The sequence below is a fragment of the Tessaracoccus sp. MC1679 genome (assembly GCF_014164775.1).
Taxonomy (GTDB): Bacteria; Actinomycetota; Actinomycetes; order Propionibacteriales; family Propionibacteriaceae; genus Arachnia.
Genome location: NZ_JACJGB010000001.1, coordinates 307,315 through 320,212, shown reverse-complemented (window position 1 = coordinate 320,212; position 12,898 = coordinate 307,315). Strand labels below are relative to the sequence as shown.

At 69.9% G+C, this 12,898-nt stretch carries 11 protein-coding genes; 8 read left to right on the top strand and 3 right to left on the bottom strand.

Annotated elements, in window-relative coordinates; all coding sequences use genetic code 11:
• Window positions 1-41 precede the first annotated feature (41 nt).
• From H5398_RS01610 to H5398_RS01595, 4 genes are all read left to right on the top strand, one after another.
• Window positions 42-461, top strand: a complete 420-nt coding sequence (locus H5398_RS01610; RefSeq protein ID WP_182781573.1) for a metalloregulator ArsR/SmtB family transcription factor — start codon at window positions 42-44, stop codon at window positions 459-461.
• A gap of 15 nt (window positions 462-476) precedes the next feature.
• The gene (locus tag H5398_RS01605; RefSeq protein ID WP_182798744.1) at window positions 477-1,730 is read left to right on the top strand and encodes an MFS transporter; all 1,254 of its coding nucleotides are present in this window, start codon (window positions 477-479) and stop codon (window positions 1,728-1,730) included.
• Between the two features lie 73 nt (window positions 1,731-1,803).
• The gene (locus H5398_RS01600; protein ID WP_182798743.1) at window positions 1,804-3,168 is read left to right on the top strand and encodes a hemolysin family protein; all 1,365 of its coding nucleotides are present in this window, start codon (window positions 1,804-1,806) and stop codon (window positions 3,166-3,168) included.
• On the top strand, window positions 3,161-4,204 hold the full coding sequence (locus H5398_RS01595) for a hemolysin family protein (RefSeq protein ID WP_182781576.1): 1,044 nt from the start codon (window positions 3,161-3,163) through the stop codon (window positions 4,202-4,204). Before H5398_RS01600 ends, H5398_RS01595 begins: the two co-directional genes overlap by 8 nt.
• A 92-nt stretch (window positions 4,205-4,296) precedes the next feature.
• Here the strand turns inward: H5398_RS01595 and H5398_RS01590 are convergent, their stop codons facing one another.
• On the bottom strand, window positions 4,297-6,570 hold the full coding sequence (locus tag H5398_RS01590; protein ID WP_182798742.1) for a glycoside hydrolase family 3 N-terminal domain-containing protein: 2,274 nt from the start codon (window positions 6,568-6,570) through the stop codon (window positions 4,297-4,299).
• Window positions 6,571-6,708: 138 nt separating this feature from the next.
• On the opposite strand from H5398_RS01590, the gene H5398_RS01585 reads away from it, so the two are divergent.
• On the top strand, window positions 6,709-7,365 hold the full coding sequence (locus H5398_RS01585) for a TetR/AcrR family transcriptional regulator (RefSeq protein ID WP_182798741.1): 657 nt from the start codon (window positions 6,709-6,711) through the stop codon (window positions 7,363-7,365).
• Window positions 7,366-7,769: 404 nt separating this feature from the next.
• Here H5398_RS01585 and H5398_RS01580 read toward each other — a convergent pair whose 3' ends face one another.
• Window positions 7,770-8,597, bottom strand: coding sequence for an aldo/keto reductase (locus H5398_RS01580; protein WP_182798740.1), 828 nt, complete (start codon window positions 8,595-8,597; stop codon window positions 7,770-7,772).
• Between the two features lie 120 nt (window positions 8,598-8,717).
• Between H5398_RS01580 and H5398_RS01575 the strand changes: the two genes are divergently transcribed.
• From H5398_RS01575 to H5398_RS01565, 3 genes are all read left to right on the top strand, one after another.
• Entirely contained in the window at window positions 8,718-9,065 is a 348-nt protein-coding gene (locus H5398_RS01575) for a carboxymuconolactone decarboxylase family protein (protein WP_182798739.1), read from the top strand.
• A gap of 73 nt (window positions 9,066-9,138) precedes the next feature.
• Window positions 9,139-10,074, top strand: coding sequence for a cobalamin biosynthesis protein (locus tag H5398_RS01570; RefSeq protein WP_370586021.1), 936 nt, complete (start codon window positions 9,139-9,141; stop codon window positions 10,072-10,074).
• A 109-nt stretch (window positions 10,075-10,183) separates the two neighbouring features.
• A complete protein-coding gene (locus tag H5398_RS01565) occupies window positions 10,184-11,638 on the top strand; it encodes a cobyric acid synthase (RefSeq protein WP_182798737.1) in 1,455 nt (484 codons plus the stop codon).
• 263 nt (window positions 11,639-11,901) lie between these two features.
• Here H5398_RS01565 and H5398_RS01560 read toward each other — a convergent pair whose 3' ends face one another.
• The gene (locus H5398_RS01560; RefSeq protein WP_182798736.1) at window positions 11,902-12,825 is read right to left on the bottom strand and encodes an alpha/beta hydrolase; all 924 of its coding nucleotides are present in this window, start codon (window positions 12,823-12,825) and stop codon (window positions 11,902-11,904) included.
• Window positions 12,826-12,898 lie beyond the last annotated feature (73 nt).

Here is a 12,898-nt window from a genome sequence, read left to right as displayed (position 1 = left end):
CTGCGGGCGGAGTAGGACATGATGTGTATTAGTATCTGCGTATGCACGCGGACAAGAAGGCTCATGACGTCCCCTCGGAGTTCGTAGACCTCGCCGCCGAGGTGCTCGCCCTGCTGTCGGACCCCACCCGGATCCGGGTCATCCTCTCCCTCCAATCCACGGACGAGCTGTCCGTGGGTGAACTGGCCGAAAGGGTGGGCAAGAATCCCTCCGGCGTGTCCCAGCACCTTGCCCGGCTCCGGATGGCGCGCATGGTCACCACCCGGCAGGACGGCACCAAGGTTCTGTACAAGCTCGCCGACGAGCACGCCCTCGGCGTCATCCTGGAGGCCGTCAGGCAGGCGGAGCACTCCGTCGCTGCGACCGGGCAGACGCCGCTGCACCACACCGTCGTGAACGACGACGCCCCGCAGCGGGGGACCGACAGGCTGGGCCCCCGCCGCAGGTCCTCCGACGCCTGAGCGCGGGTCCTCACTATGCTGATAGTCCTTCGCAACCGCAGCTACCGGACCCTGTTCTCCGCCCAGATGATCGCGCTTCTCGGCACCGGCCTGCTCACCGTCGCCCTAGGGTTGTTGGCCTTCGAGGTCTCGCCGGACAGCGCCGGCGCGGTGATGGGGCTCGCGATGACCATCAAGATGGCGGCCTACGTTGGCGTCGCCCCCGTGATGTCCGCCGTCGTCGCCCGGGTGCCGCGCAAGCCGCTGCTCATCACCGCGGACCTGGTACGCGCCGGCGTCGCTCTGTGCCTGCCGTTCGTCAGCGAGCCGTGGCAGATATATGCGCTGATCTTCCTGCTTCAGTCGGCCTCGGCCACGTTCACGCCGGCCTTCCAGGCGCTGATCCCGTCGGTGCTACCCCAAGAGCGGGAGTACACGCGGGCGCTCTCGTTGTCGCGGCTGGCCTACGACACGGAGGCCCTCGCCAGCCCCATGATCGCCGCCCTTCTGTTGGCGGTGGTGGGATATCAGGACCTGTTCGTGGGCACCGTCGTGGGTTTTGCCGGCTCAGCGGTTCTGGTGGCTGTCACCCGGCTCCCACAGGTCGAGCCGCCCCCTCCCGCGCCGTTCCTCGAGCGCCTGACCAGCGGCACCCGGCACTTCTGGGCCGCGCCCGAACTGCGCGGGCTGTTGGGGATCAACCTCGTCGTGGCTGCCACGACCGCGATGGTGATCGTCAACACCGTCGTGATCGTGCGCGCGTACCTCGGGCGCGATCAGGGTGACGTGGCCCTGCTGCTGGCCGCCTACGGGGCCGGCTCGATGCTGCTGGCGTTGGTTGTGCCGCGGCTCCTCGAGCAGTTGCCCGACACGCGGGTGATGCTCGCGGGCGCCGCCATCCTCCCCGTCGCACTGGCAATGGCCGCCGGAGTCCTCGCCTGGGTCGACAACGCGCTCGCCTGGTTGCTGATGCTCGTGCTCTGGTTCGTCATCGGCGCCGCGACCTCTGCGGTGCTCACGCCGTCGGCGCGGCTCCTGCGCAGGAACTCGACGGAGCAGACCTGCCCGGCGGTGTTCGCCGCCCAGTTTTCGCTCTCGCATGCGTGCTTCCTCCTCACGTATCCGCTCGCAGGACTGCTGGGTGCCCAGTTCGGGCTGCCAGGTGTGGCGGCGGTGCTTGTGGGCGTGGCGGTGGTCGGCGTGGGGTGGGCGCGCTCGGCGTGGACGGTGGTACCCCAGGTCTCGGACGAGACGTTCGTCCACCGAGGTTCACGTACGATCGACGCGTGAACGACGGTCATAGTCCTTTGCCCTCCGGGGCCGCCCAGAAGTCGCTGAGCCCTTCGCCGGGGGTGAGGCGACGATGATCATCGAGTGGCTACTGCTCCTGGCCGTGGTTGTGCTGATCGCCGCGAACGCCATGTTCGTGGCCGCCGAATTCTCCCTGGTGGCCGTGGATCGCCCCAGCGTGGCGAGGCTCGCCGAGACGGACCCGAAGGCGAAGTCGCTGCGCGAGGCGCTCCGCACCATGTCGACGCAGCTCTCCGGCGCGCAGCTCGGCATCACCATCACCAGCCTGGTGGTCGGCTTCATCGCGGAGCCTTCGATCGCGGCGCTGCTTCAGGTGCCGATCCGCGCCGCCGGCCTGCCCGAGGAGACGGCCTCCGTGGTGGCCTTCACCGCCGCCTTCCTCATCGCGACCATGGCCCAGATGGTGTTCGGCGAGCTGGTGCCCAAGAACTGGGCCATCGCTGAGCCGCTGAAGGTGGGGCGGGCGGTGGTGGGGTTCCAGCGCGGCTTCACCTGGGTGAGCAGGCCGCTGCTGTGGTTCCTCAACGGCACTGCCAACCACATCGTCCGCGCGCTGGGCATGGAGCCGCAGGAGGAGCTCGCCTCCGCCCGTTCCGCGCAGGAGTTGGGATCGCTCGCCGCCCGTTCCGCACAGCAGGGCCTGCTGGGCGAGGAGCTTGCGAGGCGGCTCGAACACTCCGTGGCACTCAACGAACGCACTGCTTCCGACGCCATGACCCCGCGACCCCGCGTCCGCTTCCTCGAGCTCGACGAGACCGCGTCGGACGTTCTCGATGCGGTCCGCGCCAGCGGCCACGCGCGTTTCCCGGTCATCGGCGAGAGCGTCGACGACGTCCGAGGGGTCGTGCTCTTCAAGGACGCCCTGGCGATCCCCTCGGCGGACCGGGCTGGCCGCACCGTCCAGGACCTGGTCCGCCCCATCCGGGCCGTGCCCTCGACGATGCCCCTGGGCTCGGTGCTCGAGGTCCTTCGACTCGGGGTACAGATGGCGGTCGTCGTCGATGAATACGGCGGCACCGACGGCATCGTGACCCTTGAGGACGTGGTGGAGGAGATCGTCGGCGAGATCGATGACGAGCAGGACAACCCCACCCGCGCCTACCGCCAGCTGGAGGAGCGGCGTTGGTCCTTGTCTGGACTGCTCCGGCCGGACGAAGCGAGCGAGACACTGAGCATCGAACTGCCCGAGGGACGCGAGTCCGACACCCTCGGCGGCCTCATCACAGAGCAGCTCGGCCGCTTCCCGCGGGTGGGCGACGAGGTGCTCCTCGGCGTCCGCGACGAGACCAGACCCGACGGCGATGGGCTACCGACCCCGGCGGTCGCGCGGCTGAAGGTCACCCGTCTGGATGGCTGGCGCGTCGACAGGCTCACCCTGACCGTCGAGGATGCAGAGGAAGGTGAGGTCGATGCTTGATTCCACTGCAATCCTCATTGCCATCGCCCTGCTGATCGGCAACGCCTTCTTCGTGGGTGCCGAGTTCGCGCTCATCGCCGCTCGGCGCACGCAGATCGAGCCGCGGGCCGCGGCCGGATCGCGCTCGGCGCGGATCACGCTGCGGGCCATGGAGCGGGTCTCCCTCATGATGGCCGGTGCACAACTGGGCATCACCATGTGCTCCCTCGGACTCGGCGCCATCGGTGAGCCCGCCGTCGCGCATCTGCTGGAGATCCCGCTGGCCGCCATCGGCATCAGCGGCGCCGCGCTCCACACGGTGTCTTTCATCATCGCGCTGGCCATCGTCGTGTTCCTGCACATGGTGCTCGGCGAGATGGTGCCGAAGAACATCGCGATCTCCGGTCCCGAGCGATCCGCCATGATCCTCGGCCCCATTCTCTACGGGATCGTGCTCGTGCTGCGCCCGCTGATCTGGCTGCTCAACTGGATCGCCAATGCGGTGCTGCGCCTGCTGAAGGTGGAGCCAAGGGAGGAGATCGCCTCCGCGTTCACCGCCGACGAGGTGGCCGCCTTCATCGCGGAGTCGCGCGAGGAGGGGCTGCTCGAGGATCGCGAACACCAGCTGCTCAGCGGGGCGGTCAGCATCGGGACTGAGACCGTCGAGGCGGTGATGGTCCCGCTAGGCGACCTCGTGACGCTCCCCTCCGAGGCCACGCCGGCCCAGGTGGAGGCGGAGTTCCTGCGCACGGGATACTCGCGTTTCCCCGTCGCAGCGCAGGAGGGCCACGTCGTCGGCTACGTCCACCTCAAGGATTTCCTCGGGCTGACCGACGACGAGTTCACCCGTCCCCTAGGCGAGCACGTGGTCCGGCCGCTGGCCACCATCGCGAAGGACGCCACCCTGGAGGCCACGCTCGCCGCGATGCAGGCCGGAGGCACGCACTTCGCGCTCGTCATTGACGGCGAGCAGACGGTGGGCGCGGCCATGCTGGAGGATGTCGTCGAGCGGCTGATCGGTGAGGTCAAGGACGCTGCGACGGTGGCGCGGCGGTAGGCGCCTCTGCATTCTGCTACCTAGAGAGCGGCATCTGTGCATATACGCAGATGCCGCTCTCTAGGTAGATAGTTGCAGACGATCGATGCCGATCAGAGGGTGATCTCCAGGGTGCTGGTCAGGTTGCAGGCGGAGCTGCCTCCGACGAAGACATCGATCACCGTGGCGTCCTGCACCCAGGTGCGGGTGGCGGCGCTCCAGTAGCGCAACTGGTCGGGACCCAGCTCGAACTCGACCTCCACCGAGGCACCCGCGGGCACGTGCACGCGCTGGAAGCCTTTGAGCTCGCGGACCGGACGGGTGGAGGTGCCGTAGCGTTGGTGGATGTACAGCTGGGCCACCTCGTCGGAATCCACCTCGGAGGTGTTGGTGAGCGTCACCGCAACCGTGGCCGTCTCGCCCACCGCGACACTCGCCGGCGCCCGCAGCTCCGAGTAGCCCACCGTCGCGTAGGTGAGGCCGTGGCCGAAGGGGTAGAGCGGGGTGCTCTCCTCGTCCCAGTAGCGCTTGTCCGCCTCCTCGGGCTGGAAGGTGCGGTAGTGCGAGTGAACCATCGGCACCTGGCCCACGTGTCGCGGCCAGGTGAAGGGCAGGCGGCCGGCGGGGGAGACGTCGCCGAACAGCACCCGGGCGACGGCGTCTCCGCCGCGCACGCCCGGGTACCAGACCTCGACGATGGCGTCGGCGTGTCCGTCGACCCAGCGCAGGTCGAGCGGGCGGCCCGACATGACGAGCACGACCATCGGCGTGCCGGTGGCGTGGACGCGCTGCAGGAGTTCGAGCTGGCGGCCGGGCAGATCGAGAGTGGAGACCGAGGCCTTCTCGCCGATCATGTTCTGCGGCTGGCCCACCACCACGACGGCGACCTCCGACTCTGCCGCCAGCGCGACGGCGCGCTCCAGCTCGGCGTCCTCGTCGAAGCCCTCGGGGGTGTGCGGCAGGGTGCCGGACTCGTGGCTGTCGAACATCGACGGGTAGAGCCGCGTGGCGACGGCGGTGGCCGGCGCGTACTCGACGCGCGTCCCCTCTCCGGCGCGGCGGCGGATGCCGTCGAGGAGGGTGACGGACTCGGACTCGTCGAAGTCGAAGATCCAGGGGCCGAGGATGTCGCGCGTGGAGTTGGCGAGGTCGCCGAGCACAGCGATGGAGGCGGGGGCCTTCAACGGGAGGACGCCGTCGTTCTTCAACAGGACGGCGGTGCGTTCGGCGGCGTCCTGGGCGGCGTCGCGGTGGGCGGGATCGCCGAGGATCGCGGCGCTGGTGGCCTCGTCGACGAAGGGCTGCTCGAACAGTCCTGCGGCGAACTTGGCGGTGAGGACGCGTCGGACGGCCAGATCAATGGTGGCCTCGTCGACCAGCCCGTCCGCCACGGCCTGCGGGAGGCGCGTATAGGAGGCGTCGAACATGGCCATCTCCATGTCCAGCCCGGCGTAGACCGCGAGGGCGCCGGCGTCGGTGAGGTCGCGGGCGAAGTGCTGGGTCTCGAGCGATCGCACCGCGTTGGCGTCTGAGACGACGAAGCCATCGAAGCCCAGCTCGTCGCGGAGCATGTCGGTGAGCAGCCAACGGTTGCCGCTCGCGGGCACGCCGTTGAGGTCCATGTAGGCGCTCATGATGTTCTTGGCGCCGGCATCGATGGCCGCCTTGAAGGGCGGGAAGTAGACGTTGTGCAGCTCCGCGTCCGAGATGTCCGAGTCTTCGTAGTCGCGGCCGCCGCGGGCGGCGCCGTAACCGGCGAAGTGCTTGGGGCCGGAGATGACGGACTCGGCGCCGCCGTCGCCCTGGAACCCGCGGACCTGCGCGGCCGCCATCGCGCCGCCCAGGCACGGCTCCTCGCCGGCGCCTTCGATGATGCGGCCCCAGCGGGGGTCGCGGGCGATGTCCACCATGGGCGCGAACGTCCAGTGGATGCCGACGGCGCGGGCCTCGCGGGCTGCGACCCGCTGGCCCTGCTCGGCCACCTCGGGGTCCCAGCTGGCCGCCACGGCGATCGGCACGGGGAAGGTGGTGCGGAGGCCGTGGATGACGTCGAAGCCGAAGAGGGCCGGGATGCCGTGGCGGTTGCCGGCGATGGTCCTGCGCTGCAGGTGGTTGGCCAGTGCCGCATTGCGGACGAACAGCAGCGAGCCGACGCGTCCGGCGTCGATCTCCTTGTCCACCATCCGCGGGAAGTCGAGGAACTGCCGCTGCTCGAACGGCATCGCTGCCAGGTCCTCGTCGGAGACCTCCGGGGTGTCGAGCTGGCCGAAGTAGAAGTACTGCGTCAGCTGGCCGGCCTTCTCCTCCAGCGTGAGGCGTCCGAGGAGGTCCTCGACGCGCTCCTCCACGGGGAGGGAGGGGTCTCGGTAGGAGGGGGAGTCGGTCATGGAGGTCCTTCGCGATCGGGATCGACGGGTCGAGTTCAATTCGTAGTGAACAGCATAGTTCAAGACGGTCAAGAGGTCGACATCAGGTAGGATGAGGCCTCAAGGTTTTGGTTGAGGAAACTTTAGAAGGAGGTGGCTGTGTCGACAACCCCGTCGAAGCGTGGACCGTACGCCAAGTCTGCTCAGAAGCGCGCCGCCATCGCCAAGGCCGCCTATGAGGTGGTGATGGAGGTGGGGCATCCTCAGCTGACGACGGCGGCGGTCGCCGCCAAGGCGGGCATGTTGGAGCGCACGATGCTCTACCACTTCCCAACCCGGGACCACCTGCTTGTGGCGGCCATCGACTACTTCGAGGGCTTCATCGTGCAGGGAGAGGGGCCGGAGGGCGAGCGGCCGCTGGCTCCGCCTGAGGACTTCCGTGACCTGATCGACCGACTCGCCCACCGGTCGCCCGGTGAGGACAAGCGACTCCAACTCCAGGTGGCGCTGGCCTCGGCCGCGCAGGACCCTGCGCATCCGGCCCATGCGTTCTTCCGGCGCCATTACGAGCGGGTCATGGCCGAGATGATCGATCTGATGAAGGCCCGGCAGGCAGCGGGCGTGGTGCATCCGGATCGCGACCCCGTGCGGATGGCTCGCCAGTTCGTCGCGGTGTGGGACGGGCTGCAGCAGAGTTGGTTGATCCGCCGCGACTTCGACCTCGCCGAGGAGATCACCGAGGCGTTCCGCGAGATCAGCGGCCAGAACGCGATGGAGGCAAGGGCGGCGGTTCAGGACCTGTTGTCCCGCATCTGACGCGGTCTCGCTGAACCTGGGTCGAGTCCCGCCGCCCCCGCGGGTTGAGCCGGGCCAAGCCGCGAAGCGGCGCAGCGTGCGTCGACGTTGGCTTCCCAGGCGCCTGGGGTTCCGCGGTGGCTGAGGGGGACCGGCCTCGCCCATGGGCGCCCTCGGCACGCCCAAACGCGGCGTGCCTTGCCCAACGCCCGACCCACCGCGACCGGTCCCCCTCATCCACCGCTCCGCCTAAACCCCTCGGATCTGCGCGACCCCAACCGCTGGCTGAGGTGCCGCGAAGCGGCCTCGAAGCCTAAGAAACGTAGGCTGACAAGGGACGTTTTGAGGCTTCGAGGCTCGTCGCTGCGCTCCTCGCGCCTCAGCCCGCGGGCGCGCTCCTCACTCCTCACTCAGCAGGTGGGGGCTCAGTGGCCGAAGTGGTCCGAGTCCATGAGGTGGTAGTCGGAACTCTTGAGCGCGGTCAGGGTCCGGGCCTCGTCGTCGGTGAGTTGGAGGCCGAGGGCGGCGAAGTTCTCGGCCAGCCTCTCCCTGTTCGACGACTTCGGAATGGGGAGCAGGCCCTGCTGGAGGTGCCAGGCCAGCACCGCCTGGGCGGGGGAGACGTCATGCGCGTCCGCGACCTCCCAGACGGCAGGATGGCCGATCAGCCCGGTGCCGGCGGCCAACGGGGCCCACGACTCCGTCACAATCCCGTGCTTCTCATGGAATGCCCTCTCAGCCGTGCGGTCGGTGAACGGGTTGCACTGGATCTGGTTGACCTCCGGCGCGACACCCGTGGCATCGATGAGGCGCTGCACATGCTCGGGCTTGAAGTTCGACGTCCCGATCGCCCTTGTCAGCCCGCGCTCGCGCGCCTCGATCAGCCCCTCCCAGGCGTGGATGTACAGGTCCTGATCCGGGTTGGGCCAGTGGATGAGGACGAGGTCGGCGTACTCGAGGCTCAGCCGGCCGAGGTTTCCCTCCACTCCCGCGACGGCGTCGCCGTGCCACGTCTTGTTGAACTTCGTGGTGACGAACACGTCCTCGCGAGCCAGCCCCGACTCGCGCACGGCCCGCCCGACTCCTGCCTCGTTGCGGTAGTTCTCCGCGGTGTCGACGAGGCGGTAGCCGATCTCGAACGCGGTCAGGCACATGGCGCGGACCTCGTCGTCGTTGAGCGGCCAGGTGCCGACGCCGATCGCCGGGATCGCAGTGCCGCCGGTCAGGGGAATTCGGGGAGCAAGCGTTGTCATGGGCCCATTCTTGCGGACCGGTCAAGCCTCGGCGGGAATGTCGCCGGCCGCCGACGTCGGTGCCCCGGGAGGCTGATAATTGGTCAAGGCTCACCATGCACTACGGCAGTCAGGAGAGACATGACCACCCACGAACACGGCAAGAAGGTGCTGCAGGACCTCCAGGCGCCCGCCAAGGAACTGCGTTCCCGGATTCCGGAGGTGTACGCCGGCTACTCGGCCATGCACAAGGCGGTGCTCGGCCCGGGCGCGCTCGACACGAAGACCAAGGAGCTCATCGCGCTCGCGATCGGCGTGACGGACAAGTGCGACGGGTGCATCGCCAGCCACGCCCGCGGAGCGGCGCGCGCGGGTGCGACCGCCGACGAGGTGGCCGAGGCGCTCGGGGTGGCCATCCTCATGCGCGGTGGTCCCGCGACGGTCTATGGTCCGCGCGCGATGGACGCCTTCCTGGAGTTCCTGGAGTAGCGGTCCGCGCACTGGCGCGCCTTTGCCGAGGCGCCCACCCGACCCGCCTCTGGCTGCTGCTAGCGTCGGCGCCGTGATCACGCGCGCGCTCGGCATCGTCCTCGGGGTGGCGGCCGACGCCGTACTCGGAGATCCCGCCCGGCATCATCCCGTCGCGTGGTTCGGGAGTTTCGCGGGGCGCGTCGAGCAGCCCCTGTACGCCGACGACCGCGCCCGAGGCGCCGCGTTCACCGCCGCGACGGTGGCGCCGGTTCTCGCGGCAGGGGTCGTGGCCGAGCGCGCCACGCGCCGTCACCCCGTCGCCCACCTCGCCGCGACCGCGCTGGCCACCTGGGCCGTCCTCGGCGCCCGCAGCCTCGCCCGCGAGGGCCGGCTGATGGCCGAGCGCCTCGACGAGGGTGACCTCGACGGCGCCCGCGCCCGGCTCGGCCATCTCTGCGGCCGCGACCCCGCCGGCCTCGACGAGCCCGAGCTCGCCCGCGCCACCGTCGAGTCCATGGCGGAGAACACGGCCGATGCCGTTGTGGCGTCGCTGTTCTGGGGCGCCGTCGCCGGGATCCCCGGCCTCCTCGCCCACCGGGCGGTCAACACCCTCGATGCCATGGTGGGCCACCGCAACGACCGCTATGCCCGCTTCGGGACGGCGTCGGCGCGCCTCGACGACGCCCTCGACTACATCCCGGCCCGCATCACCGGCGCGCTCGCATGTGTGGCCGCGCCCGTCGTCGGCGGGTCGACGGCGGAGGCCTGGCGGGTGCTGCGCCGCGACGCCCGCAACCACCCCTCACCCAACGGCGGGTGGTGCGAGGCGGCCTGGGCCGGCGCCCTCGGCGTGCAATTGGGCGGCCGCAACGTGTACTTCTCCCGCGTGGAGGAGCGGGGCCTCCTCGGCGACGGCCCTCGCCCGCGCGCGGCCGAGGTGCGGAGGGCCGCGCGGCTCGTGGGCGTGGTGACGGCGATGGCGACAGGACTCGCCGCAGCAGCCTCGATGAGGAGGTGCCCCCGTTGACGGTGCTCCTCGACACCCGTTGGCTGAGGTGCCGCGAAGCGGCCTCGAAGCCTAGGAAACGCGACCTTGCGGGCACGCTGTTGGAACAAGTCTCGGAGGGGAGTGGCGCATGACCGGGATCCTCATTGCGGGCACGTCGTCGGACGCGGGCAAGTCCCTGGTGGTCACCGGCCTCTGCCGCGCCGCCCGCCGTCGCGGGATCGACGTGGTGCCGTTCAAGGCGCAGAACATGAGCAACAACTCCATGGTGTGCGCCGACGGCGCTGAGATCGGCCGGGCTCAGTACCTGCAGGCGATCGCGGCGGGCAAGACACCGACGTCGGCGATGAACCCGGTGCTGCTCAAGCCCGGCAGCGACCGCCGCTCCTTCGTCGTCCTGCGCGGCGAGCCCGCCGGAGCGCTGGAGGCGGGGGAGTACGCCACGGGTCGGCGTCTGCTGGCCGAGGCCGCCCACGAGGCGTACCGGGAACTAGCCGCCGCGCACGAGCTGGTGATCTGCGAGGGGGCCGGTTCCCCGGCGGAGATCAACCTCCGCGACGGCGACTACACCAACATGGGCCTGGCCAGGGCCTTCGACCTGCCGGTGGTGCTTGTCGGCGACATCGACCGCGGCGGCGTGCTCGCCTCCATCTACGGCACCTGGGGCCTCCTGGCAGATGACGACCGCGCCCTCCTGGCCGGGTACCTGATCAACAAGTTCCGCGGCGACCAGGCCATCCTCGACCCGGGCCTCACCGAGCTCACCCGACGCTGTGGGCTGCCGTCGTTCGGGGTCCTGCCCTGGCTGACCGGCGTGTGGCTCGACGGGGAGGACGCGCTCGAGGTGGGCCGGTGGCGCGGCGACGCCCGGCCCGTCTCTCGCGCTGGGAGCGGGACGCTGCGGGTGGCCGTCGTCCGGCTGCCGCGCATCTCCAACGCCACCGATGTCGATGCGCTTGCCCAGGAGCCGGGGGTCGACGTCGTGGTGACGACTGACCCCGGTGTGGTGGCCGCGGCTGACCTGGCTGTGCTGCCGGGGTCTCGGTCCACGTTGACGGACCTGGCGTGGCTGCGGGAGACCGGTATCGCGGCGGCGATCGCTGCCCGAGCTGAGGCCGGGCGGCCGGTGCTGGGAATCTGCGGTGGCTTCCAGATGCTGACGCGCACCATCACGGACCCCGTCGAGGCCGGCCACCCCGGCGCGGTTCCGGGCCTGGGGCTACTGCCCGCGGACACCGTGTTCCACCCGGACAAGGTGCTGGGCCGGCCGTCGGGAGACTGGCGGGGGCACGACGTCGAGGGCTACGTCATCCACCATGGGCGGGTGCGGGTCGACGACGGGCACGAGCCGTTCCTCGAGGGTGTCCGGTCCGGCGCCGTGTGGGGGACGATGTGGCACGGATCGCTGGAGTCCGACGGGTTCCGCCGTGCGTGGCTCGCTGAGGTCGCGGACGCCGCTGGAGTGGCGTGGGTGCCGACGGAGGCGCCCGGCTTCGCGGCCAGGCGGGAGTCGATGATCGAGACGGTCGCCGACGCCCTGGAGGCCCACGCAGACCTGGATCGACTAATGGGTTTGGCCCGTTGACGGTCAGCCTTCGCGTGACATCCCAGTGGCGGCCTTCTCGTTCCCTGAGGAGGCCCAGCCGCGAAGCAGCCTGGGCCGTCTCGAAGGGTCGTAGCGTGACCTGACTGGGAGTTTGCCTGAGGGTGTCGCGTCACGACCCTTCGAGACCCACGCGGCCGCTTCGCGACGCGCGCACCTCAGGGATCGGTGTGGTGCCGTGGCTCGGGACCCTGGTGGCGGGGCTGTTCCGGGCCAGCCACCGGCCCGCGAAGGGATACGTCAGGTCAAGCGTTGTCGGCATGGCGCAACTCCAAGTCCTGCTGGTTACCAAGCCAACGGTCAAGGAAATCTGCCACCAGCGCGATGTAGGCCGCCCGGTCTGCGAAATGGCCGCCGCAGTGGTCCGCGCCGTCGAAGGTGATGAGCTCGACCGGCCCCGGGGCCGCTGCTGCGGCCAACTGCAGCGCGTGGTCGTAGGGGATGACCCTGTCGTTCGTCCCGTGTAGCAGCAGAAGCGGACGAGGGGAGATCGCGCCGATCCTGTCGAGGGGACGGACCTCGGAGAAGGCGTAGCCGTAGCGCAATCGGTTCGCCAGGTCGGCGATCGGGATGAGCGGCTCGCTCGGCAGGCGGTGACGGCGATATCCCGTGGCGACGACGTCACTGAGCGTTGCGAACGGTGAATCGGCGACGAGAGCCTCAACCCGGGAATCCTGAGCGGCGGTGAGGATGGCCGTGGACGCGCCCATCGAGAATGACACGACGGCGATCCGGGCGTCCGGGCGGCGCTCGCGCACCAGGTCCAAGGCGGCACTCAGGTCCCGCTGCTCGTGGTGGGCGAGGGACTGTGGGCCATCACCGGAATCTCCGTTGCCACGGAAATCGAAGAGCAGGACACTATGACCCGCCCTCCACAGACCCGAGCCGATCCCCAACATGTCCGACTTGTTGCCTCGATGGCCGTGGGCGCAGACGACGACCGTGGACGACGCTGGTTGGTCGAGCCACCAGCCCGCCAAGGGAACTCCGTCGGCTGCGGTGAAGTGGACGTCCTCCGACGGAGCCCCCACCTCGAACGGGGTGAAGGTGTAGTTCGGCCAGGGGCGCCTCGGCCCGTTCAGGGTCCAGGCGGTGGCCCCCGCCACGGCCCCGACGCCGAGCGCGACGCCCGTCGCCACCCACCCTGCTGCCGCCAACAACCTCTTCATCCGACCCTGCCTTCTCGATGCCACCACCCTAGTTCTCGCCCGCCCGCGGGGAGCGCCGCTCGGCGCCGCCGCA

Coding starts and splice junctions, on each gene's coding strand:
- H5398_RS01610 (WP_182781573.1), top strand. CDS start 42: ATGCACGCGGACAAGAAGGCTCATGACGTCCCCTCGGAGTTCGTAGAC.
- H5398_RS01605 (WP_182798744.1), top strand. CDS start 477: ATGCTGATAGTCCTTCGCAACCGCAGCTACCGGACCCTGTTCTCCGCC.
- H5398_RS01600 (WP_182798743.1), top strand. CDS start 1,804: ATGATCATCGAGTGGCTACTGCTCCTGGCCGTGGTTGTGCTGATCGCC.
- H5398_RS01595 (WP_182781576.1), top strand. CDS start 3,161: ATGCTTGATTCCACTGCAATCCTCATTGCCATCGCCCTGCTGATCGGC.
- H5398_RS01590 (WP_182798742.1), bottom strand. CDS start 6,570: ATGACCGACTCCCCCTCCTACCGAGACCCCTCCCTCCCCGTGGAGGAG.
- H5398_RS01580 (WP_182798740.1), bottom strand. CDS start 8,597: ATGACAACGCTTGCTCCCCGAATTCCCCTGACCGGCGGCACTGCGATC.
- H5398_RS01575 (WP_182798739.1), top strand. CDS start 8,718: ATGACCACCCACGAACACGGCAAGAAGGTGCTGCAGGACCTCCAGGCG.
- H5398_RS01565 (WP_182798737.1), top strand. CDS start 10,184: ATGACCGGGATCCTCATTGCGGGCACGTCGTCGGACGCGGGCAAGTCC.
- H5398_RS01560 (WP_182798736.1), bottom strand. CDS start 12,825: ATGAAGAGGTTGTTGGCGGCAGCAGGGTGGGTGGCGACGGGCGTCGCG.